General features: G+C 71.8%; 14 protein-coding genes and 1 pseudogene. 8 read left to right on the forward strand and 7 right to left on the reverse strand.

Going from position 1 to position 22,881, the window contains the following annotated elements:
* Positions 1-91 precede the first annotated feature (91 nt).
* On the forward strand, positions 92-1,276 hold the full coding sequence (locus ACTWQH_RS13350; protein ID WP_443286698.1) for a L,D-transpeptidase: 1,185 nt from the start codon (positions 92-94) through the stop codon (positions 1,274-1,276).
* Between the two features lie 110 nt (positions 1,277-1,386).
* Positions 1,387-1,905 carry an ATP-binding protein gene (locus ACTWQH_RS13355; protein ID WP_443286699.1) on the forward strand — a complete coding sequence of 173 codons (519 nt, stop codon included), beginning with the start codon at positions 1,387-1,389 and terminating at the stop codon, positions 1,903-1,905.
* Between the two features lie 98 nt (positions 1,906-2,003).
* Here ACTWQH_RS13355 and ACTWQH_RS13360 read toward each other — a convergent pair whose 3' ends face one another.
* The gene (locus ACTWQH_RS13360; protein ID WP_443286700.1) at positions 2,004-2,336 is read right to left on the reverse strand and encodes a hypothetical protein; all 333 of its coding nucleotides are present in this window, start codon (positions 2,334-2,336) and stop codon (positions 2,004-2,006) included.
* 126 nt (positions 2,337-2,462) lie between these two features.
* Here ACTWQH_RS13360 and ACTWQH_RS13365 point away from each other — a divergent pair, with 126 nt between their 5' ends.
* Positions 2,463-4,376 (forward strand): ABC transporter ATP-binding protein, encoded by a 1,914-nt coding sequence (locus ACTWQH_RS13365; protein WP_443286701.1) that lies wholly within the window; start codon positions 2,463-2,465, stop codon positions 4,374-4,376.
* A complete protein-coding gene (locus tag ACTWQH_RS13370; protein WP_443286702.1) occupies positions 4,373-6,244 on the forward strand; it encodes an ABC transporter ATP-binding protein in 1,872 nt (623 codons plus the stop codon). The genes ACTWQH_RS13365 and ACTWQH_RS13370 overlap by 4 nt, the downstream gene beginning before the upstream one ends.
* Before the next feature lie 63 nt (positions 6,245-6,307).
* On the opposite strand, the gene glgP is transcribed toward ACTWQH_RS13370, so the two are convergent.
* The 6 genes and pseudogenes from glgP to ACTWQH_RS13400 form a co-directional block, all read right to left on the reverse strand.
* The gene (glgP, locus tag ACTWQH_RS13375; RefSeq protein ID WP_443286703.1) at positions 6,308-8,836 is read right to left on the reverse strand and encodes an alpha-glucan family phosphorylase; all 2,529 of its coding nucleotides are present in this window, start codon (positions 8,834-8,836) and stop codon (positions 6,308-6,310) included.
* Positions 8,837-8,967: 131 nt separating this feature from the next.
* On the reverse strand, positions 8,968-10,053 hold the full coding sequence (locus tag ACTWQH_RS13380; protein WP_443286704.1) for an ABC transporter ATP-binding protein: 1,086 nt from the start codon (positions 10,051-10,053) through the stop codon (positions 8,968-8,970).
* Between the two features lie 620 nt (positions 10,054-10,673).
* Positions 10,674-11,642, reverse strand: a pseudogene (locus tag ACTWQH_RS13385) (ABC transporter ATP-binding protein); the annotation flags it as partial.
* Position 11,643: 1 nt separating this feature from the next.
* A complete protein-coding gene (locus tag ACTWQH_RS13390; RefSeq protein ID WP_443286705.1) occupies positions 11,644-12,609 on the reverse strand; it encodes an ABC transporter permease in 966 nt (321 codons plus the stop codon).
* Positions 12,609-13,613 (reverse strand): ABC transporter permease, encoded by a 1,005-nt coding sequence (locus ACTWQH_RS13395; protein WP_443286706.1) that lies wholly within the window; start codon positions 13,611-13,613, stop codon positions 12,609-12,611. The genes ACTWQH_RS13390 and ACTWQH_RS13395 overlap by 1 nt, the downstream gene beginning before the upstream one ends.
* 127 nt (positions 13,614-13,740) lie before the next feature.
* Positions 13,741-15,417, reverse strand: coding sequence for an ABC transporter substrate-binding protein (locus ACTWQH_RS13400; RefSeq protein WP_443286707.1), 1,677 nt, complete (start codon positions 15,415-15,417; stop codon positions 13,741-13,743).
* Between the two features lie 344 nt (positions 15,418-15,761).
* On the opposite strand from ACTWQH_RS13400, the gene ACTWQH_RS13405 reads away from it, so the two are divergent.
* The 4 genes from ACTWQH_RS13405 (at position 15,762) to treS (ending at position 22,626) form a co-directional block, all read left to right on the forward strand.
* A complete protein-coding gene (locus ACTWQH_RS13405) occupies positions 15,762-17,657 on the forward strand; it encodes a rhamnogalacturonan lyase (protein WP_443286708.1) in 1,896 nt (631 codons plus the stop codon).
* Between the two features lie 143 nt (positions 17,658-17,800).
* The gene (locus ACTWQH_RS13410) at positions 17,801-18,595 is read left to right on the forward strand and encodes a pectate lyase (RefSeq protein ID WP_443286709.1); all 795 of its coding nucleotides are present in this window, start codon (positions 17,801-17,803) and stop codon (positions 18,593-18,595) included.
* Positions 18,596-18,880: 285 nt separating this feature from the next.
* Entirely contained in the window at positions 18,881-20,926 is a 2,046-nt protein-coding gene (locus tag ACTWQH_RS13415; RefSeq protein ID WP_443286710.1) for an alpha-1,4-glucan--maltose-1-phosphate maltosyltransferase, read from the forward strand.
* Positions 20,923-22,626, forward strand: a complete 1,704-nt coding sequence (gene treS / locus ACTWQH_RS13420) for a maltose alpha-D-glucosyltransferase (RefSeq protein ID WP_443286711.1) — start codon at positions 20,923-20,925, stop codon at positions 22,624-22,626. Before ACTWQH_RS13415 ends, treS begins: the two co-directional genes overlap by 4 nt.
* Positions 22,627-22,881: the final 255 nt, after the last annotated feature.

Genomic DNA, 22,881 nt, shown 5'->3' on the forward strand with positions numbered 1-22,881 from the left:
CCGGGGCCCGAGGGTAAACACCCTGTGATTACCTGTCCGTGCGCGGCCACGGGACGGCCGATGCGGGGAACGGCGGATGCGGGGAGGGGTCATGGGTCGGGCTACCGCGGGGAACGGGGTCGTGGCGGCGCTGCTGGGCGTGCTGCTGCTGGCGGTCACGGCGTGCACCGGGAGCGGCAGGGCGGAGGAGCCCGGCGGCGGCGACCGCGAGGTCAGGCCCCCGGCCCCGGTGGAGATCGCGATCGCGCCGGGCGACGGCGCGAGGGACGTGGCGACCTCGGGCGAGTTGGCGGTCACCGCCGAGGGCGGCACGCTGACCAGCGTCCGGGTCACCGACGGGCGGGGCCGCGAGGTCCCGGGCGAGCTGGCGGGGAACGCCACGCGCTGGGCGCCGAGCGAGCACCTGGCCAACGACGCCCGGTACGAGGTCGAGGCGGTGGGCGAGAACGCGGCGGGCGAGGAGCGGAGCCGGACGGCGAGCTTCCGCACGGTGGCCGCCGAGGCGACGTTCGGCACCACGTGGAACGTCAACGACGGCCAGGAGGTCGGCGTGGGCATGATCCTGTCGCTGACCTTCGACACCCCGATCGAGCACACCGGCGCCGTGGCGGACGCGGTGGGGATCACCACCGAGCCCGAGGTCGACGTGCGGGGGCACTGGTTCGGGGAGCAGCGGCTGGACTTCCGGCCCGAGGAGTACTGGGCGCCGGGCACGGAGGTGAGCGTGAGCCTCCGGCTGCGGGGCGTGGAGGGCGCCGACGGGGTGTACGGCACGCTGCGCGAGAACCTGAGCTTCACGGTGGGGCGCAGCCAGGTCAGCACGGTGGACGCCGAGGCGCTGACGATGAAGGTGGTGCGGGACGGCGAGACGCGGCGGACCATCCCCGTCACCACGGGCGCGCCCGGCTACGAGACCTGGAACGGCCGGATGGTCATCACCGAGAAGCACGTCGAGACCCGGATGAACGGCGACACGGTGGGCTACCCGGGTGAGTACGACATCATGGACGTGCCGCACGCCATGCGGCTGAGCACCTCGGGCACCTTCATCCACGGCAACTACTGGGCGTCCGGCGCCTTCGGGAGCTACAACGCGAGCCACGGCTGCATCGGCCTGGAGGACGTGCAGGGGGCATATGACGACTCGACGCCGGCCGCGTGGTTCTACGACCACTCGCTCATCGGCGACGTGGTCGAGGTCGTCAACTCCAACGACGCCGTCATCGCTCCCGACAACGGCCTCAGCGGATGGAACATGAACTGGGGCGAGTGGTAGCCACTTGCCAGGGGCATGTGTGCGCCGCCACGCGGGGACCACGTAGCCCTTACGGGCCTGTTACCGCGGAACGGCCACAGGATTGGCATATGCGCGCGATGATGGGGGCCATGTCAGTAGCGGCGTCCGTTGTGTCACAGACCCCGATACCGACCCCGGTGCGGAGCGAACGGATCGAACGGTTCGAAGAGGCCGGAGTGACCGGACAGCAGCCGGGGAGCGCGGTGGATCTCACGCACGATCCGTGGGTGGGCGAGGTGCGGCTGGTGTCCCGTCCGGAGTCCGCGGGGGCGGCCAGGCGGCTGACGCGCCTTCAGCTTCAGACGCGCTGGCTGCTCGGCCCGCAGCTCACGGAGGACGCCGTGCTGCTGGTCTCCGAGCTCGTCGGCAACGCCGTCAAGCACACCGGCGCGGAGGTCTTCGGCCTGCGGATCCGCCGACGCCGCGGCTGGCTGCGGATCGAGGTCCGCGACCCGTCGCGGGCGCTGCCGTGCCACCTGCCGGTGCGCGAGTTCGACGTCAGCGGGCGGGGCCTGTGGCTGGTCGACAGGCTCGCCGACCGCTGGGGCGTCGACCTGCTGCCCCACGGCAAGTGCACCTGGTTCGAACTCCGGCTCGCCAGGCCCTGACGTCGGGTCGCTCTCCCCGCCCGTCCCAGCCACGCCTGGGTGGGCGGGGGTGCGGGCGGCGACGGGACCCGGGGCGGAGCCCGGACCCGCGGCTGAGCTCAGCGCAGCGCCATCGCGCCGCGCCGTGCATTGGCGCGGCGGCGGCGGTCGTTGCACAGCAGGCACTTGCCCCAGCCGGGCGGCAGCGGGTCCTCCTTGTCGCCGTACAGCGGGTCGATCGCGCCGCGCGGATGCTCGCGGCAGCCCGTCGTGCCGGGGCCGTCGCTGAGCGCCAGTGCCGCGCTCAGCGCCCGCCGCAGCGCGTCCACCAGCACCTCGGCCTGCTCCCCGGCCGGCGCCTGGACGTCAAAGGCGATGTCGGAGGCGGTCCGCAGCGCCGTCTGCAGCTCGCGCAGCTCCGCCTGCTGTGTCTGTGCCTGGCTCTGACTCATGCCGGCCAGCGTAGGCGGCCGCACTGACAGGGGACGGCCCGGCCGCCGCCCCCGGCGGTCGGTCCTGGGACGTAGGCCCAAAAACCGGGTGGGCAGTGTCAGTGCCGAACCGTAGGCTCGTTAACGATGTCTGCCACAGCCGAAGCCCCAGCCGCCCCTGTCCGAAAACCCAGTCCTCCCGCCAAGCGATCCGTCGTCCGTTCCCTCCTGAGGCTGTGGCCGTACGTGAGGCCCGTGCGCGCCCGCGTGTTCGGCGCCGCGGGGGTGGCGATCGTCGCCGCCTCCATGGGGCTCGTCATGCCGCTGGTGCTGAAGTGGATCGTCGACGGCCCGGTCGCCGACGGCGACACGGCGGGCGTGTGGCTCGGCGGCGGCGTGCTGCTGGCCGTCGGCGTGGTGGAGGCGCTGCTGTTCGGGCTCAGGCGCTGGCTGGTGGCCCGGCCGCTGACGCGCGTCGAGGCGGACATGCGCGCCGCGCTCTACCGCCACGTGCAGCGGCTGCCGGTCTCCTTCCACGACCGCTGGGCCACCGGCCAGCTGCTCTCGCGCGGCACCGGGGACCTGCAGCTGCTGCGGATGTTCCTGGCCTTCGGCCTGACCTTCCTCATCGTCAACAGCGCCACCATCCTCATCGGCTGCGGCGTGCTGCTGGCCCAGGACTGGACGCTGGGCCTGGTGGTGATCGCGCCCGTGGTGCCGCTGATCGCCCTGTGCGTCGCCTTCGAGGCGCGGTACTCGGTGGCCGCCCGCCGCGCCCAGGACCAGATGGGTGACCTCACCACCGTGGTGGAGGAATCGATCCTCGGCATCCGGGTGATCAAGGGCTTCGGCCGGCACCGCAGCCAGGCCAGGGCGTTCCACGCGCTCTCCGAGCGGCTGCGCACCACCGAGCTGCGCAAGGCGAAGCTGCTGGCCAGCATCTGGATGGTCATCCTCAGCCTGCCCGAGCTGTTCCTCGGCACCGCGCTGGTGATCGGCGTGACCCAGGTCGCCGACGGCGAGCTGACCGCCGGCACCCTCGTCGCCTTCATGACCACCGCCATGGCGCTGCGCTGGCCGGTGGAGTCGATCGGCTTCCTGCTGGCCCTCACCAACGAGGCGGCCACCGCGACCAACCGTTTCTTCGAGGTGATGGACACCCAGATACCCCCGGAGCCGGAGCCGGAGCCGACGGCGGCGCCCGCCGCGTCCGGCGCCCCGGGCCAGGACGGCGGCATCCGCTTCGAGAACGTCGTCTTCCGCTACCCCGACGGCCCGCCCGACGCGCGGCCGGTCCTGCGCGGCATCGACCTGCACATCAGGCCCGGCGAGACCATGGCGCTGGTCGGCGGCACCGGCAGCGGCAAGACCACCCTCATCAACCTCGTCCCCCGGCTGTACGAGGTGACCTCGGGCCGGATCACCCTGGACGGCACCGACATCGCCTCACTCCCCCGCGAGCGGGTGCGCGAGCTGGTGGCGGTCGCCTTCGAGGAGCCGACCCTGTTCTCGGCCACGGTCCGGGAGAACATCGCGATGGGCGGGGACGGCGACCTTCGGCGCGCGCTGCGGGTCAGCCAGGCCGAGAGCTTCGTCGACGCCCTGCCGCAGGGCGCGGAGACGGAGGTCGGCGAGCAGGGCCTGAGCCTGTCCGGCGGGCAGCGGCAGCGCCTCGCGCTGGCCCGGGCCGTCGTCGGGCGGCCGCCGTTCCTGGTGCTGGACGACCCGCTCTCCGCCCTCGACGTGCACACCGAGGCGCGGGTGGAGGCGGCGTTGCGCGAGGTGCTGGCCGACACCACGGCGCTGGTCGTCGCCCACCGCCCGTCCACGGTGCAACTCGCCGACCGCGTCGCGCTGCTCTCCGGGGGCCGGGTCGCCGCCGTCGGCACCCACACCGAGCTGCTGCACGCCAACGCCGAGTACCGCCACCTGATGACGGGCGAGCCGGCCGGCGAGCCCGCGCCGCCCTCCGGCCCCGGCGGCCCACCGGACCGCCCTGACCAGACCGACCAGCCCGACCAGCCCGACCGCCGCGAGCCGAGCGAGGTCAGCGCCCGATGACGACCGGCACGAGCACCACTCCCCCGACCACGGCCGAGCGCGAGCCCGAGGACGACCTGCCGCTCGTCCCCCGGGAGCCCGATCCCTTCGACGCCGACCGGCTGCCCGCGCCGAAGGGCGCCTCGCGCCGCCTGCTCGGCGCGCTGCTGCGCCCGCACCGCGCCCGTGTCGCGGGCGCGGTGGCGCTGCTGCTGACGCAGCAGGCGGCGGTGCAGGCGGTCCCGCTGCTGGTGGCGTACGCCATCGACACCGGCGTGCCCGCCGTCCGCGACGACAACAACGGGCCGCTGATCGCCATTGCCGTGGCGTACCTGGTCTGCGCCCTGGCCGGCGGCGTGCTGCAGTACGTCTTCGTGCGGGCCTCCGCGCGGATCAACCAGAGCATCCTGCTGGAGCTGCGCGGCCGGATCTACCGTCACGCCCAGGCGCTGAGCCTGGACTTCCACGACCGGTACACCTCCGGCAGGCTGATCTCCCGCTCCACCAGCGACGTGCTCTCGCTGCGCGAGCTCCTCGACGAGGGCCTGCAGGACATGCTGATGATGCTCGTGTCGGTGGTCTACATCGGCTCGCTGCTGTTCTACCTCGACGTCGGCGTGGGCGTCGCCGCGCTGCTGTCGTTCATCCCGATCTGGCTGCTGGTGCGCAACTACCGCCGCCGCTCCGCCGCGCGGTTCAGCAGGCGGTCCACGGCGATGGCGCGGGTCATCGTGAAGTTCTCCGAGACGCTGGGCGGCATCCGCCCGGTGCAGGCGTTCCGCCGCGAGCAGGCCAACGACGACGCCTTCGACGAGCTCAACCGGCGCCACGAGCGGGTCAACGGCGACACCATCCTGGAGCTGGGGCGCTTCGTGGTGCTCTCCCGGCTGATCGCCTCCGTCGCCGTCGCCGCGATCGTGCTGTGGGGCGCCCACCGGGTGACCTCCGGCGAGATGGAGCTGGGCGCGCTGGCGGCCGGGGCGCTGTACATCCGGCGGCTGTACGACCCGATCGACCGGTTCGCGATGATCCTCAACGGCTACCAGTCGGCCACCGCCTCGCTGGAGAAGATCGCAGGGCTGCTCTCCCAGCGGCCCGACGTGCCCGAGCCGGAGCGGCCGGTCGAGCTGCCGCGCCGGCCCGACGGCCGGCCGGGCCGGGAGGTCGTCTTCGATGAGGTGGCGTTCTCCTACCGCACCGGCGGGGAGGTGCTGCCGCGCTTCTCGCTGCGGCTGGCCGCCGGGGAGACCACCGCGCTGGTCGGGGCGACGGGAGCGGGGAAGTCGACGCTGGCCAAGCTGCTGGCCCGGTTCTACGACCCGAGCGAGGGGCGGGTGCTGCTGGACGGCACCGACCTGCGCGAGCTCACGATGGCGGAGCTGCGGCGCGGCGTGGTGATGGTGACTCAGGAGGCGTTCCTCTTCTCCGGCACCATCGCGGAGAACATCGCGATCGGCAGACCGGAGGCGAGCCGGGAGGAGATCGAGCAGGCCGCGCAGGCGATCGGCGCGCACGACTTCATCGTCTCGCTGCCCGACGGGTACGACACGGACGTCCGCAAGCGCGGCAGCCGCATCTCGGCCGGGCAGCGGCAGCTCGTGGCGTTCGCCCGGGTGCTGCTGGCCGACCCGGCGGTGGTGATCCTGGACGAGGCGACGTCCTCGCTCGACATCCCCGGCGAGAAGGCGGTGCAGCACGCCATGGAGACGGTGCTGCGCGAGCGGACGGCGGTGGTGATCGCGCACCGCCTGTCGACGGTGGAGATCGCGGACCGCGTGCTGGTGATGGAGGGCGGGCGGATCGTGGAGGACGGCACGCCGGCGGAGCTGATCGGCGGCACGGGCCGCTTCGCCGATCTGCACCGGGCGTGGCGGGACAGCCTCGCGTAGCGGGGGCCGGCGGGTGAGGCTCCGTCGTCAGGTGCTCCACCCGGGGCGGAGCCGTCCGTCGTATCAGCGTGGCAGCGCCTGGAGGCCGAGTTCGGCGCGGTGCGAGAGGTGGGGGTGGGCGGGGAGGATGCGGACGGTGTAGCCGAAGGGGCCGGGGCGGTGGAGCGTCAGCTCGCCGTGGTAGGTCCAGCGGCCGTCGAGATCGGGGCCGCCCTGCTGCTTCAGCGTCACGTACCCGGGGTCGGCCAGCGTGTCGTCGCCGTCCACCCGGCCGGTGACGGCCTGCACCTCGACGGCCGAGGGGTCGAGGTCGCCGAGGCGGACGCGGGCCCGCAGCGTCACCGTGCCGCCGAGCGTCGGCGGCTCGTCCCCGTGCTCCACCTCCTCCACCGCCACCCGCTGCCACTCCTGTCGCACCCGCGCCGCGAAGGAGGCCAGCTCCCCCGCCGCCTCGGCGCTCAGCGCGCGGTGCGCGGCGGCGGCGGGGGCGTAGAAGCCGGTGATGTACTCCCGCAGCATCCGGTCCGCCGGCACGCGCGGCCCCAGCCGGTCGAGGGTGGCGCGGACCATCTCCAGCCAGCGCACCGGCAGGCCGCCCGCGCCGCGCTCGTAGAAGCACGGCACGACCTGCTCCTCCAGCACGGCGTAGAGCGCGGCGGCCTCGATCGCGTCGCGCCGCTCGGGCTCGGCGGCGGCCAGCCCGTCGGCCGAGGGGATCTCCCATCCGAAGTCGGGGTCGAACCACTCGTCCCACCAGCCGTCGCGCACCGAGAGGTTGAGGCAGCCGTTGAGCGCGGCCTTCATCCCGGAGGTGCCGCACGCCTCCAGCGGGCGCAGCGGGTTGTTGAGCCACACGTCGCAGCCGGCGTACAGCGTGCGGGCCATGGCCATGCCGTAGTCGGGCAGGAAGACGACGCGGTGGCGCACGGCCGGGTCGTCGGCGAAGCGGACCAGCTCCTGGATCAGCCGCTTGCCGTCGTCGTCGGCGGGGTGCGCCTTGCCCGCGACCACGATCTGCACGGGGCGTTCGGGGTGAAGCAGCAGCGCCCGCAGCCGCTCGGGGTCGCGCAGCATCAGCGTGAGCCGCTTGTAGGAGGGCACGCGCCGGGCGAAGCCGACGGTCAGGACGTCCGGGTCGAACACGTCGGCGACCCAGCCGAGCTCGGCCGCCGCGGCACCGCGCTGCCGCCAGGCCTGGCGCAGCCGGGCGCGCACGTCGTGGACGAGCTGCTCGCGCAGGGCCCGGCGCAGCTCCCACAGCTCGGCGTCGGCGAGCCGCCGCCCGGCGTTCCTCGCCCGCTGCACCGGCTCGGCCGTCCAGGTGGGGGCGTGAACGCCGTTGGTGACGGCGCCGATGGGCACCTCGGCGGCGTCGAAGCCGGGCCAGAGCGGGGCGAACATCTCGCGGCTGACCCGGCCGTGGAGGGTGGAGACGCCGTTGGCCCGCTGCGCGGTGCGCAGGCCGAGGACCGCCATGTTGAAGAAGTCTCCGTCTTCGGCCTTCTCGGGCTCGCGGCCCAGCGCCAGCAGCTCCCCCGTGTCCAGGTCCGCGAACTCCGCGCCGAGGTGGCGGGCGACCAGCTCCTCCGTGAAGCGGTCGATGCCCGCCGGGACCGGCGTGTGCGTGGTGAAGACGGTGCCCGCGCGCACCACCCGCAGCGCGGCGTCGAAGCCGATGCCCGCCTCCTCGCCCAGCTCGCGGATGCGCTCGGGCCCGAGGAAGCCGGCGTGGCCCTCGTTCATGTGGAAGACCTCGGGCCGCGGGTGCCCGGTGATGCGGCAGAACGCCCGCACCGCGCGGACGCCGCCGATGCCGAGCAGCAGCTCCTGCAGCAGCCGGTGCTCGCTGCCGCCGCCGTAGAGCCGGTCGGTGATCTCGCGCTCGGCGGGGCCGTTGGCCGCCACGGCGGAGTCCAGGAGCAGCAGCGGCACGCGGCCCACCCGCACCTGCCACACCTGGGCGGCCAGGGTCCGGTCGTCGCCGGGGAGTGTGAGGCGCACCCGCACCGGCGTGCCGTCCGCCTCGGTGAGCGGGGTCAGCGGCAGCTCGTGCGGGGCGAGCTCGGGGTAGTGCTCCTGCTGCCAGCCGTCGGACGTCAGGCTCTGCCGGAAGTAGCCGTGCCGGTAGAGCAGGCCTACGCCGATGAGCGGGACGCCGAGGTCGCTGCCGGACTTCAGGTGGTCGCCGGCGAGGATGCCGAGGCCCCCCGAGTACTGCGGCAGGGCGGGGGTGATCCCGAACTCCGGGGAGAAGTACGCGATGGCGCGCGGCAGTTCGCCGCCGGTCTGGGCGTCGGCCCGCTGGTACCAGCGCGGCTCGGTGAGGTACTCGTGCAGCTCCTCGGCGGCGAGTCCGAGGCGCCGCAGGAAGCGGCGGTCGGCGGCGAGCTCGGCCAGCCGCCCGGAGGAGACCAGGCCGAGCAGCCGCACGGGGTCCCCGCCGGCGGCCTGCCAGCGCTCGGGGTCCACGGACGTCAGCAGCTCGCGGGTGTCGGGGTGCCAGGACCAGCGCAGGTTCAGCGCCAGCTCCCCGAGGGGGTGGAGCGGCTCGGGGAGGACGGGGCGTACGGAGAAGCGTCGGATGGCCTTCACGCCTCGACCGTAGCCGTGGCGTGCGGGCCATCCGCGGCGGCGACGGGCGGGCCGTCGCCCTAAGCCCCCCGATCGGAGGATGCCGGGGGGAGGTCGGACGACGGGCCAGACCGACGGGCCAGACGGACGGGTCAGACGACGGGCAGCTCCTTGGCGGCGGTCTTCTCCGCCGGGGTGCCGGAGTCGCGGAGGAGCTGCGGGGCCAGCTCGCGGTTGGGCCGCAGGGTGCCGTCGGCGATCTCGGCGGCGTAGTGGCAGGCCACCTTGTGGCCGTCGCCGACGTCGGCCAGGGCGGGGCGTTCGGTTGCGCAGCGCTCGGGCTGCCGCCACGGGCAGCGGGTGTGGAAGCGGCAGCCGGCGGGCGGGTTGGCCGGGGAGGGCAGGTCGCCGCTGAGGAGGATGCGTTCGCGCCCGTCCTCGACGTCCGGGTCGGGCACCGGCACGGCCGACATCAGCGCCCTGGTGTACGGGTGGCGGGGCTCGGCGTAGAGCGCGTCGCTGTCCGCCTCCTCGACGAGGGCGCCGAGGTACATGACGCCGATGCGGTCGGAGATGTGCCGGACCACGGCCAGGTCGTGGGCGATGACGAGGTAGGTGAGGCCCATGAGCTGCTGGAGCTCTTCGAGGAGGTTGAGGACCTGGGCCTGGATGGAGACGTCGAGGGCGGAGACCGGCTCGTCGCAGATGATGAGGTCGGGGTCGAGCACGAGGGCGCGGGCGATGCCGATGCGCTGGCGCTGGCCGCCGGAGAACTCGTGCGGGTAGCGGGACAGGGCGCCGGTGGGCAGCCCGACGCGGTCGAGGATCTCGGTGATCCGGGCGCGGCGCTCGGTGCGGTCGGCGCCGATGCCGTGGGCGGCCATGCCCTCGGCCAGGATCGACTCGATGTTCTGGCGGGGGTTGAGGCTGCCGAGAGGGTCCTGGAAGACCATCTGCAGCCGGCGGCGGGCGCGGCGCATCTCCTCGCCGGGCAGCGCGGCCAGGTCGGTGCCGTCGAAGACGACGCTGCCGCTGGTGATGTCGACCAGCCGCAGCACGGCCCGGCCGAGGGTGGTCTTGCCGCAGCCGGACTCGCCGACGAGGCCGTAGGTCTGCCCGGCCTCGACGGTGAGGGATACGCCGTCGACGGCGTAGACGTGACCGATGGTCCGGTCGAAGAGGATGCCGCGCTTGACGGGGAAGTGGACCTTCACGTCGTCGAGTTCGAGCAGGCTCATGCGGATGCCTCCGTGTCTTCCGGTGCGGGGTCGCCTGCGGCGGGCTCGCGGGACGCGGCGCCGGGCGCCGCGCCGGCCTCGTCGGCCGGGCCGCCGGTCGTGGCCTCCACGTCGTGGACGGGCCCGGTGGGCACCGCACCCGCTGACGGGCCGCCAGCCGCGTCGGCCCCAGTGGCCGAGCCACCTGCCGTAGCCCTCAGGTCTCCCTCGGGCCCGGTGTCGGGCGACGCCTCGGCCGACGCACCGTCGGAAGCCGTTGCCGCGGCGGCCGGGCCTTGCGCCGTGGCCTCCGCGCCGTCAGCGGAGTCGGCCTCGGCGGGCGGGCCGGAGGCCGCGGCCTTCGCAGCTTCCTCGGACTCGGCGCCGGGCGCCGCCTCGGGCAAACCCTCGCCGGAGGCTGCCCCGGCCGACACACCGCCAGCGGTGGGAAGCTCGGTGGCCGGGCCGCCCCCTGTGGTCGCCGCGTCCTGCGCGGACTCAGTGGGCGTGGCCTCCGACGAGCTCTCGCCGGGCGCCGCGTCGGCTGACGGGTCGCCAGCGGCCTCGGCCGCAGCGGCCGGGCCTTCCGCCGTGGCCTCCGCACCGTCGTGGTCGGTGCCGGGCGGTGCGGCGTCCGGCCTCGGGAGGACCGGGTTGACGCAGCGCACCTGGTGGTCGGGGCCGAGGCCCGGGGCGGGGGCCAGTTCCGGGGTGCCCTCGAGGCATTCGAGCGTGTAGAAGTCGCAGCGCGGGGCGAAGGCGCAGCCGTCGGTCCAGTCGATGGTGTCGTTGATGGAGCCGCGCACCGGATTCAGGGGCTCGCCGCGTGGGGCGTCCAGGCGGGGGATGGAGCCGAGCAGGCCGTGGGCGTAGGGGTGGGCGGCGGAGGCGAAGAGCGGGCGGCGGGCGGCGGATTCGACGACCTTGCCGGCGTAGAGGACATTGACGCGGTCGCACAGGCCGGCGACCACGCCCAGGTCGTGGGTGATCATCAGCAGGGCCGTGCCCTGCTGGTCGACGAGTTCCTTCAGCAGTTCCAGGATCTGCGCCTGGATCGTGACGTCCAGCGCCGTCGTCGGCTCGTCGGCGATGAGCAGGCGCGGCGCGCAGGCCACCGCCATCGCGATGAGGGCGCGCTGCCGCATGCCGCCGGAGAGCTGGTGCGGGTACTCCTTCAGCCGCCGCGTCGGGTCGGGTATGCCGACGCGGTCCAGCAGCGTGGCGGCCTCCTTGCGGGCGGCCGAGCCGCGCAGACCCCGGTGGCGGGCGAGGATCTCGGTGACCTGGACGCCGATGGGGACGACGGGGTTGAGGGAGGACAGCGGGTCCTGGAAGATCATCGCGAGCTGCGTGCCGCGCAGCTCGCGCATGGCGGAGGGGCGCAGGCCGAGCAGGTCGGTGCCGTCGAAGTCGGCCCGGCCGCCGACGCGCACGCCCTTCCTTGGCAGCAGGCCCATCAGCGCGAGCGAGGTGACGCTCTTGCCGCAGCCGGACTCGCCGACGAGGCCGGTGACCTCGCCCTCGTCGATGGTGAAGGAGACGCCCGAGACGGCCGGCATGTCCTGGCCCGCGAAGGTGACGGACAGCTCGTCCACGGAAAGCAGGGTCATGTCATCGGCTCCGGAGTTTCGGGTCGAGTGCCTCCCGCATGGCCTCGCCCAGCAGGGTGAAGCCGAGGGCGGTGATGATGATCCCGATGGCGGGATAGACGGCCAGCATGGGCGCCTGGCTGAAGTCCTCCTGTGCCTTGGCCAGCATGACGCCCCACTCGGGCGTGGAGGCGTCGGGGTTGCCCAGGCCCAGGTAGGACAGGGCGGCGGCCTCGATGATGGCGGTGGCCAGGGCGAGGGTGGACTGCACGATCACCGGGCCGAGGGAGTTGGGCAGCACGTGGGCGAGCACGATGCGGCGGCGGCGTACGCCCAGGGCGCGCGCGGCCAGCACGTAGTCGGCGTTGGCCTGGGCGAGCATGGAGCCGCGCAGCAGCCGGGCGAAGATGGGGATCTGCACCACGCCGACCGCGATCATGACGGTGGTCAGGCTCTGGCCCATGACGGCGGCGATGCTGACGGCCAGCAGCAGCGAGGGCAGCGCCAGCGTGATGTCGATGAAGCGCATCAGCGCGGTGTCGATCCGCCGGCCGACCGTGCCGCCGAAGGAGAGGGCGGCGCCGGACAGGCCGCCGATGACGACGCCGACGGCGAAGCCGATGAGGGTGGAGACGACGCCGACGAGCAGCGTCTGCCGGGCGCCGACCAGCAGCCGCGACAGCTCGTCGCGGCCGAGGTGGTCGAGGCCCAGCCAGTTGTCGGCGCGGGGGCCGACGAAAATGCCCCGGTTGCTGAAGACCTCGTCGCGCCAGGTCTGGTCGGTCGGGTCGTAGGGGGCGAGCCAGGGCCCGACGATGGCCACGAGGACGAACGCGGCCATGATGGCGGCGCCGACGATGGCCATCTTGCTGCCGCGCAGGCGGCGCAGCGTCTCCACCCACAGGCTGCCGCCGGCGGCGTGTTCGCGTTGCGCGGTGAGCTCGGCGAGCCGGTCGATCTTGGAGACCTTCTTCACGGCCGTGGCCATCAGTGCACCCTCACCCTCGGGTCGATGATGCTGTAGGCGATGTCGACCAGCAGGTTGATCAGCACGTAGGTGAGGGCGATGAAGAGGATGAAGCCCATCAGCACGGGATAGTCGCGTTGGTCGATGGCGGTCTTGATGAAGTTCCCGATGCCGCCGAACTCGAAGACGGACTCGGTCAGCACGGCGCCCGACAGCAGGCTGCCGGTGAGCAGGCCGATGGTGGTGATGACGGGCAGCAGCGCGTTGCGCAGCACGTGCCGGGTGCGGACCACCTGCTGGCTGAGGCCCTTGGACTCGGCGGTGCGCACGTAGTCCTCGCCCAGCACCTCGAGGACGCTGGCGCGGGTCATGCGGACGATGACGGCCAGCGGGATGGAGGCGAGGGCGGCGCCGGGCAGGATCAGGTGCTCGATGGCGTCCCAGGAGGCGTCCCACTCGCGGGTGAGGAGGCCGTCGAGGACGTAGAAGCCGGTCACCTCGGTGGCGTCGAGGCCGGTGGTCTGGCGGCCGAAGGTGGGCAGCCAGCCCAGCTCGACGGCGAAGACCTGCTTGAGGAGGAAGGCGAGGAAGAAGACGGGGATGCAGATGCCGACGAGGGAGCCGGAGACGGCGGTGACGTCGAGCCAGCTGCCGCGGCGGCGGGCGGCGAAGTAGCCGAGCGGGATGCCGACGACGACCGCGAACAGCATGGCGGTCAGGCCCAGCTCCATGGTGGCGGGGTAGCGCTGGGTGAACTCCTCCCACACGGGCCGGCCGGTCTGCGAGGAGGTGCCGAGGTCGAGCTGGAGCAGCTCCTTCACGTAGGTGAGGTACTGCTGCCACAGCGGGTCGTTGAGGCCGAGGGCCTCCTCGATGCGCCGCCGGTCCGCCTCGGTGGCGTGCTCGCCGAGCATGGCGGCGACGGGGCCGCCGGGGAGCTGGTGCACCCAGATGAAGAGGAGCACCGACAGGCCGACCAGCGTGGGTATGAGCTGGAGAAGCCTGCGGATGATGAGACGCAACACCTTGGGTGGTCGCCCCTTTCTTCGGTCGTGCGCCGGTCAGGTGTCCGCCCGGCCACATCGGTGGTGTGGCCGGGCGGACGAGGCCATGTCGCTGTGAATCCCTCTGTGTCCCTGCTCGCTCAGGCGCCTACTTGAACGACACCTCGGCGAAGTTCTCCTGTGTGAGGGGAGAGACCTCCGGCGGGTTGACGTTGTCGGCGAAGGCGATGGACGGCGGGGAGCTGGAGATCGGGATGCCCGGCAGGAAGTCCATGACCATCTCGTTGATGTCCTGGTAGAGGCCGACCCGGGTCTCGACGTCGCCCTCGGTCTCGGCCTGCCCCATCAGGTCGAAGAGCTCCTGGTTCCTGAAGCCCCACTCCTCGGAGTAGCCGTTGAACCAGGTGCCGAGGAAGTTGAAGGCGTCGTTGAAGTCGCCGGTCCAGCCCAGCAGTCGCAGTTCGCAGCCGCCGGCCTCGGCGGTGTCGACGTACGTCGGGTTCCACACCATGGGCTTGGGCTCGACGGTGATGCCGACCCCCTCGAGGTCCTCCTTCAGCCGCTCGAAGATGTCCTCGGGGTTGGGCATGTACGGGCGGGTCACCTCGGTCGGGTAGCAGAACTCCACCGTCAGGTTCTCCTGGCCCGCGTCGGCCAGCAGGTCCTGGGCCTTGCCGGGGTCGTGGGCGTAGGTGGTGACGTCCTCGGAGTAGCCCTCGATGGTGTCGGGGATGAACTGCGTGGCGACCACGCCACCCTCGGGCAGCTGGGTGTCGACGAGGCCCTGCCGGTCCATGGCGTGCGCGATGGCCTGGCGGACGTGGATGTCCTCGAGCGCCGGGTTCGCCTCCTGCGTGAAGCCGAGGTAGAGGATGTTGAAGACGTCGCGGACGGGCACCTGGAAGCCCTCGTCCTCCAGGGTCTGCACGTCGCCGGGCGCGACCAGGTCGTAGCCCTGGATGTTGCCTGCCTGAAGCGCCTGGCGGCGGGCGTCCTCCTCGGAGATGGTGCGGAAGACGAGTTCCTCGACGCCGGCCTTCTCGCCCCAGTAGTTGTCGAAGCGCTCCAGGGTGACCTCGCCGTTGCCCTTGTCCCAGCCGGTGATGCGGAACGGGCCGGTGCCGGCGAGGGGGCTGTTGGCGCCGACCTCCTGGCTGTAGTCGGGGTAGCTGATGTTCTCGCCCTCGCCGCTGGCCTGCTGCTGCTGGTAGGCCTCGATGGCCTTGGGCGAGTGGATGGCCAGGGCCTGGAGGGAGAACGCGCCGGGCAGGTTGGCCGACGGGTGCTCGACCTCGATGACGGCGGTCATCGGGTCGGGCGCTTCGCAGCCCACGTAGTTCGGCTCGGGGGCGTCCTCGCTCTCGTTCTCGGCGAATCCACCCATGGTGGCCTGCCAGTAATAGGTCAGCGCCGGGTTCTGGTATGTGCCCTTGAGGTTGAACCAGTGGTCGTAGTTCGCGCAGACGGCCTCGCCGGTGAGTTCCTCGCCATCGTGGAATGTGACGCCATCGCGCAGATGGAATGTCCATTTCGTGCCGGCCGGGTTCTGTTCCCAGGTCTCGGCGAGCCCGCCGACCAGTTCGGTGCCCCCGGATTCGTGCTCCAGCAGGGCCTCGAATGCCTGGCGGGTGACCCGGAAGGTCTCGCCGTCGCTGGCCAGCGACGGGTCGAGCGAGGCGGGGTCGCCCGGGGCGCCGAAGACGAAGGTCTCGGCGTCGCCCGAGGAGTCGTCGTCCCGTTCGCTCTCGGCGCAGCCGGTCAGGATGAGACCGGCGGCGAGGACGGCGGCGAAGAGCCGCGCGGCCTTCGGTCTTGCTATGGGCATCGTCCACCTCAGGGGGTCGGCGGCGGTATGGCGTTTCGGTGAAGGCACATTACTGCGCGCGTAGATAGCTGTGAACCGGGGGCTGAACGGCGATACCGAGCTGAGACTCACAGCCTTGGTAACAGCACTGTGAACCACTCCGGTAAACGGGACAAGGCCGCCGCAATCAGCCCTCTCGTGACGTTCCCCGGCAACTCCCCGGTCACCGCCGTGTTACCGGTCACGTCACCGGCAACTTCCCGGCCGCCTGCGGCAACCAGAAATCACCGGCAACCTCTCGACCCTCTGCGGCAACCCCCTATTGAAACGGTTCACACCCGACCCCCCACGACGAGGAGAGCCGCATGCAACCGTCGCACCGCAAACGAGAGAAGAGGCGAGGCCGCATCCTGCTCGCCGCCGGGCTCGCCGGCGTGCTGAGCACCGGCGGGCTGACGGCGCTGGCGTACGCCAACACCGCCGAGGACCTCTCACGTCCCGCCGCCGAGGGTGCGGCGGGTCCGTACGCCGAGCCCTACCAGATGGACGATCTGGACCGCGGGCTGGTCAGCGTGGGCTCCGAGGACGGCAACCTGGTGAGCTGGCGGCTGCTGGCCACCGACCCGGACGACGTGGCGTTCAACGTCTACCGAGACGGTGAGAAGATCAACGACCGGCCGCTCACCGACCGCACCAACCTCCTCGACGAGGGCGCCCCGGCCGGCGCCGAGTACACCGTCAGCAGCGTCGTGGACGGCGTGGAGACCAAGGACGCCGCGCAGGCGCTGAACATGCCGATGGCCTCGACGGACGTCCCCATCAGCCGGCCGGGCGACAACTACACCGCCAACGACGCCTCCGTCGGCGACCTCAACGGCGACGGCGAGCTGGACATCGTCCTGAAGTGGAACCCGGACGACGCCAAGGACAACTCGCACGAGGGCTACACCAGCAACGTCTACGTGGACGCCTACACCCTCAGCGGCGAGCAGCTGTGGCGCATCGACCTCGGCCACAACATCCGCGCCGGGGCCCACTACACCCAGTTCCAGGTCTTCGACTACGACGGCGACGGCTCGGCCGAGGTCGCCATGAAGACCGCCGACGCCACGGTGGACGGCGAGGGCACCGTCATCGGCGACGCGAACGCCGACTGGCGCAACGGGAGCGGGTACATCCTGGACGGCCCGGAGTTCCTGACGATGTTCGACGGCGCGACCGGCGCGGCCATCGACACCGTGGACTACGTGCCCCCGCGTGGCAACGTCGCCGACTGGGGCGACGACTACGGCAACCGCGTCGACCGCTTCCTGGCGGGCACGGCGTACCTGGACGGCGAGAGCCCCTCGCTGATCATGGCGCGCGGCTACTACACCCGCTCCGTCGTCGCCGCCTGGGACTTCGACGGCACCAACCTCACCGAGCGCTGGGTCTTCGACAGCGACGTGGCCGGCGGCGAGTACGCGGGCCAGGGTTCGCACAGCCTGTCGGTCGGCGACGTGGACGAGGACGGGCGCGACGAGATCGTCTACGGCGCGATGGCCATCGACGACGACGGCGGCCCGCTGTGGAACGCCGGCACCTATCACGGCGACGCGCAGCACCTGGGTGACTTCGACCCGAACGACCCGGGCCTGGAGTACTTCAAGGTCTCCGAGTCCGGCAGCGCGCCGTCCTCCGTCTACATCGACCCCGCCACCGGCGAGATCCTCTGGGAGACCTCACCCTCCGAGGACAACGGCCGCGGCGTGGGCGGCGACATCTGGGCGGACAACCCGGGCGGCGAGTTCTGGTCGGCGAACGACGGCAGCCTGCGCAACGGGGCGGGCGAGGAGATCGGCCGCAAGCCCGACAGCATGAACTTCCTGTCCTGGTGGGACGGCGACACCACGCGGGAGCTGCTGGACGACACCCACATCGACAAGTACGGCCCGGACGGCGACACCCGGCTGCTGACGGGCGAGGGCGTGGTGTCGGGCAACGGCACCAAGGCCACCCCGGCGCTCTCGGCGGACATCCTGGGTGACTGGCGCGAGGAGGTCATCTGGGCCACCTCGGACCACAACGCGCTGCGGATCTACTCCACCGACGACCCGACCGACACCGAGATCCCGGCGCTGATGCAGGACCGGCAGTACCGCACGGGCGTCGCCTGGCAGAACACCGCCTACAACCAGCCGCCGCACCCGGGCTTCTACATCGGCCCGGACATGGCGCAGGTGACGCCGTCGATGCTGAACGGCGTTCCGGCGGGGCGTTGACGCGTTCACGTCACACTTACGCGCCGGTCACATAACCGGTGCACAAGCCGCCGGTTCCGGCTCGCAACCGTCGAGCCGGCCGGCGGCAACATCATGTCGTCGGCACCACCCCGGAAACAGTTCCCACCGCGAAGGAGCATCGCGTGCGATCTGAACATCGCAAAGGAATAGGGAGGCGGGGCCGCCTCCTCGCGGCCGCCGCGTTCGCCGGCGTCCTGGTGGCCGGCGGGGCGACGACCATGGCGAACGGCGCCGAGACCGAGGACTCACCGCAGCCTCTGCAGGAGGTGGTCGAGGAGACCATCGTCATCGAGGAGGACTTCGACGGCGGCGGCGCCACCTACATCCCCGGTGAGGGCCTCGGCGGCGGCGACCAGGACGAGGACCAGTCGGCCGTCTTCGAGGTGAGCAACGGCGCGACGCTGAGCAACCTCACCATCGCCGCGCCCGGGGCGGACGGCATCCACTGCGAGGGCGACTGCACCCTGGAGAACATCACCTGGGAGGACGTCGGCGAGGACGCCGCCACCTTCCGGGGCGGCTCGAACTACGCCGTCATCGGCGGCAGCGCCAACGCGGCCGACGACAAGGTGCTGCAGCACAACGGCGGCGGCACGCTGACCGTCACGGGCTTCACGGCCACCGACTTCGGCACGCTGTACCGCTCCTGCGGCAACTGCGACGAGATGCCGCAGCGCAACGTCGTCATGGACGGCGTGACGGCGAACGCCCCGGCCGACACGATCGTCGGCATCAACGAGAACTACGGCGACACGGCGACGATCACCAACCTCACCGTCACCGGGTCATCGCCGGACGACACCACCGTGTGCCAGCGGTACATCGGCAACGACTCCGGCGACGAGCCGGAGGAGGCCGGCTCCGGTCCCGACGGCACGCACTGCCTGTACGAGGAGTCGGACGTCACCTGGCAGTAGGCCTGCCGCCGGCCGAAGGATTCCTTCCTCCTCTCACCGGCCCCCGCGCCCCCCGGCGCGGGGGCCGGTTTTCGTGTTCACGCGCTCTGTACAGACCCCTGACACGGCGGGGAGATGCTGAAGGCCGACGCCGGACCACCCCCGAGTGACCCGCGGGCCACCCGCCCACACGGGTGAACGCGCCCCGGAGCTGCCACGCCCCAAACCAGCCCCATCACCGCCAAACCGCTACAAAGGACGAGACCCACGCCCGTCACCCCCCGAGCCCACCCAGGTGATCCCCAGATGATCGGTCGCATCCCCGTCCTCGACGTCCAGCCGCGCATCGACTGCGGCCGCCGCCCGGTCAAGGCCGTCCCCGGCGAGACCCTGCTCGTCAGCGCCACCGTCTTCCGCGAGGGCGCCGAGGCGGTGGGGGCCAACGTCGTGCTGCGCGACCCCGCCGGCCGGGGTGGCCCCTGGCTGCCCATGCGCGAGCTGGCCCCCGGCACCGACCGCTGGGGCGCCGAGATCACCCCCGACACCGAGGGCCGCTGGACCTACGCCGTCGAGGCGTGGGGCGACCCGCTCGCCACCTGGCGCGAGCACGCCCGCATCAAGACAGGCGCCGCGCCCGAGTCCGCCGACACCGAACTCACCCTCGCCGAGGGTGCCGAGCTGCTCACCCGCGCCGCCGCCGGCGTACCGCTGCGCGAGCGCCGCAGGACCGTGCTCGCGGCCGCCGACGCCCTGCGCGACCTCGGCCGCCCCGCGCCCGCGCGCCTCGCCGCCGCCCTGGCCCCCGAGGTGACCGCGGTCCTGGCCCGCCACCCGCTGCGGGAGCTGGTCACCGCCTCCCGCCCGCTGCCGCTGCTGGTGGAGCGGGAACGCGCCCTGGTCGGCGCCTGGTACGAGCTGTTCCCCCGCTCCGAGGGCGCCGTGGTACGCCCCGGCTCGCCCCCGGTCTCCGGCACCCTGCGCACCGCCGCCGGGCGGCTGCCCGCCATCGCCGCCATGGGCTTCGACGTCGTCTACCTGCCGCCGGTCCACCCCATCGGCACCTCCTTCCGCAAGGGCGGCAACGGCGCGCTGGAGGCCGGCCCGGACGACGTCGGCTGCCCGTGGGCCATCGGCTCGCCCGACGGCGGCCACGACGCCGTCCACCCCGACCTCGGCACGCTGGAGGACTTCGACGCCTTCGTCTCCGCCACCGCCTCGCACGGCATGGAGGTCGCGCTCGACTTCGCACTCCAGTGCAGCCCCGACCACCCCTGGGTCAAGGAGCACCCCGAGTGGTTCCGCCGGCGCGCCGACGGCTCCGTCGCGTTCGCCGAGAATCCTCCGAAGAAGTACCAGGACATCTATCCGATTTCCTTCGAACACGATTTCCGCGGCCTGGTCGCGGAGACGCTGCGCCTGCTGCGCTTCTGGATGGCGCACGGCGTGCGCGTCTTCCGGGTCGATAATCCGCACACCAAGCCGGTGGTGTTCTGGGAGAAGGTCATCGCCGAGATCAACCGCACCGATCCGGATGTCGTCTTCCTCGCCGAGGCCTTCACCCGCCCCGCGATGATGCGCACGCTCGCCCAGATCGGTTTCCAGCAGTCCTACACATACTTCACCTGGCGCACCACCAAGGACGAGCTGACCGAATACCTCACCGAGCTCAGCGGCCCGGCAGCGGCGTATATGCGCCCGAACCTCTTCGTCAACACCCCGGATATCCTCCACGCCTATCTCCAGGAAGGGGGGCGGGCGGCATTCGAAACGCGCGCTGTGCTGGCCGCGACGCTCTCCCCCAGCTGGGGAATGTACGCCGGATACGAGCTGTGCGAGGCGAAGGCGGCGGCGCCCGGCAGCGAGGAGTACGCCGATTCCGAGAAGTATCAGCTCCGCCCCCGCGACTGGGCCGCGGCCGACCGCACGGGCCGCAGCATCACCCCGCTCATCACCCGCCTCAACGAACTGCGCCGCCGGCACCCCGCCCTGCGACGCCTGCGCAACCTGAGCTTTCACCGCACCGACAACGAGCACATCCTGGCGTACTCCAAGCGCGTTAGGACACCTCAAGCCGACTGCGTTCTCACCGTGATCAATCTCGATCCTTCGCATACGCACGAGGCCACGGTGTCGTTGAATATGTCGGAACTTGAAGGGTGCGGCCTGTCCCCTGCTCAGGAAGCCGGTGCCGAGCCCTTCCCGGTGCGTGACGAGCTCACCGGAGAAACCTACTACTGGGGCAGGGACAACTACGTGCGGCTGGAGCCGGGACGCCCAGGCGCACTCGCCTCTTCGGCGCACGTCTTTTCCCTGCGACCCGCCTCACAGACCGGAGGGTCACCCAACAGATGAGCGTCAATGAGCCGGTCCCCGACACATTCGAGGACACGCCAGCCCGCGAACGCGATCCCGAGTGGTTCAAACGCGCGGTCTTCTACGAGGTTCTCGTCCGCTCCTTCATGGACAGCAACGGCGACGGAATCGGCGACCTGAAAGGACTCACCGCGAAACTGGACTATCTGCAGTGGCTCGGGGTCGACTGCCTCTGGCTGCCGCCGTTCTTCAAGTCGCCGCTGCGGGATGGCGGCTACGACGTGTCGGACTACGCCGACGTGCTGCCCGAGTTCGGGAACCTGGCGGACTTCGTGGAGTTCGTCGACGCCGCGCACCAGCGCGGCATGCGCGTCATCATCGACTTCGTCATGAACCACACCAGCGACCAGCACCGGTGGTTCCAGGAGTCCCGCCGGGACCCCGAAGGCCCCTACGGCGACTACTACATGTGGGCCGACGACGACAAGCAGTACGCCGACGCGCGGATCATCTTCGTCGACACCGAGTCCTCCAACTGGACCTTCGACCCGATCCGCCGCCAGTACTACTTCCACCGCTTCTTCTCCCACCAGCCCGACCTCAACTACGACAACCCCGCCGTGCAGGACGAGATCCTCTCCGCGCTGCGGTTCTGGCTGGACCTGGGCATCGACGGCTTCCGCCTCGACGCCGTCCCCTACCTGTTCGCCGAGGAAGGCACCAACTGCGAAAACCTTCCTGCGACGCACGCGTTCCTCAAGCGCGTCCGCGCCGAGATCGACTCCCACTACCCCGACACCATGCTGCTGGCCGAGGCCAACCAGTGGCCCGAGGACGTCGTCGACTACTTCGGCTCCTACGAGAAGGGCGGCGACGAGTGCCACATGGCGTTCCACTTCCCCGTGATGCCGCGCATCTTCATGGCCGTCCGCCGCGAGTCCCGCTACCCGGTCTCCGAGATCCTCGCCAAGACCCCGATGATCCCTTCCGGCTGCCAGTGGGGCATCTTCCTGCGCAACCACGACGAGCTGACCCTGGAGATGGTCACCGACGAGGAGCGCGACTACATGTACGCGGAGTACGCCAAGGACCCCCGCATGCGCGCCAACATCGGCATCCGGCGGCGCCTGGCCTCGCTCCTGGACAACGACCGCAACCAGATCGAGCTCTTCACCGCTCTGCTCCTCTCCCTCCCCGGCTCGCCGATCCTCTACTACGGCGACGAGATCGGCATGGGCGACAACATCTGGCTCGGCGACCGGGACGCCGTGCGCACCCCCATGCAGTGGACCCCCGACCGCAACTCCGGCTTCTCCACCTGCGACCCCGGCCGGCTGTTCCTGCCGACCATCATGGACCCCATCTACGGCTATCAGGTCACCAACGTCGAGGCGTCGATGGCCTCCCCCGCCTCGCTGCTGCACTGGACCCGCCGCATGATCGAGATCCGCAAGCAGAACGTGGCCTTCGGCCTCGGCTCCTACGCCGAGTTGCCCTCCTCCAACCCGGCGGTCCTCGCCTTCCTCCGCGAGCACGGCGACGACCTGGTCATGTGCGTCAACAACTTCTCCCGCTTCTCCCAGCCGACGGAGCTGGACCTCAGGCCCTGGGAGGGCCGCATTCCCGTCGAGCTGATCGGCGGCGTCCCCTTCCCCCGCATCGGCGAGCTTCCCTACCTGCTGACCCTCGCCGGACACGGCTTCTACTGGTTCCGGCTGCGTAAAGCACCCGAGACATAGGCCACACACAGGCCGCCTAGGATTCCGGGACAGGCTTGCCCCCACACCCCTGGGGGAAGCCTCTCCCACCCCAGCGCACCGCCGCGCACCGCCGCGCACCGCCGCGCACCGCCGCGCACCGCCGCGCACCGCCGCGCACCCGCAGTTGCACCGCAGCACTGCCCAAAGCCCTCCGTTTGCGTGACGGGCCTCACTCTCACGGTTGTTCCTTCACGACACGTCCCGCGCCGCGCCGGACATCCAACGCCGCAATCC

The organism is Streptomyces sp. 6N223 (assembly GCF_052246635.1).
Taxonomy (GTDB): Bacteria; Actinomycetota; Actinomycetes; order Streptomycetales; family Streptomycetaceae; genus Streptomyces.

What these genes read in the sequence shown, in the direction of transcription:
- ACTWQH_RS13350 (WP_443286698.1), top strand. Translation starts at nt 92, where the DNA reads ATGGGTCGGGCTACCGCGGGGAACGGGGTCGTGGCGGCGCTGCTGGGC.
- ACTWQH_RS13355 (WP_443286699.1), top strand. Translation starts at nt 1,387, where the DNA reads ATGTCAGTAGCGGCGTCCGTTGTGTCACAGACCCCGATACCGACCCCG.
- ACTWQH_RS13360 (WP_443286700.1), bottom strand. Translation starts at nt 2,336, where the DNA reads ATGAGTCAGAGCCAGGCACAGACACAGCAGGCGGAGCTGCGCGAGCTG.
- ACTWQH_RS13365 (WP_443286701.1), top strand. Translation starts at nt 2,463, where the DNA reads ATGTCTGCCACAGCCGAAGCCCCAGCCGCCCCTGTCCGAAAACCCAGT.
- ACTWQH_RS13370 (WP_443286702.1), top strand. Translation starts at nt 4,373, where the DNA reads ATGACGACCGGCACGAGCACCACTCCCCCGACCACGGCCGAGCGCGAG.
- ACTWQH_RS13380 (WP_443286704.1), bottom strand. Translation starts at nt 10,053, where the DNA reads ATGAGCCTGCTCGAACTCGACGACGTGAAGGTCCACTTCCCCGTCAAG.
- ACTWQH_RS13390 (WP_443286705.1), bottom strand. Translation starts at nt 12,609, where the DNA reads ATGGCCACGGCCGTGAAGAAGGTCTCCAAGATCGACCGGCTCGCCGAG.
- ACTWQH_RS13400 (WP_443286707.1), bottom strand. Translation starts at nt 15,417, where the DNA reads ATGCCCATAGCAAGACCGAAGGCCGCGCGGCTCTTCGCCGCCGTCCTC.
- ACTWQH_RS13405 (WP_443286708.1), top strand. Translation starts at nt 15,762, where the DNA reads ATGCAACCGTCGCACCGCAAACGAGAGAAGAGGCGAGGCCGCATCCTG.
- ACTWQH_RS13415 (WP_443286710.1), top strand. Translation starts at nt 18,881, where the DNA reads ATGATCGGTCGCATCCCCGTCCTCGACGTCCAGCCGCGCATCGACTGC.
- treS (WP_443286711.1), top strand. Translation starts at nt 20,923, where the DNA reads ATGAGCGTCAATGAGCCGGTCCCCGACACATTCGAGGACACGCCAGCC.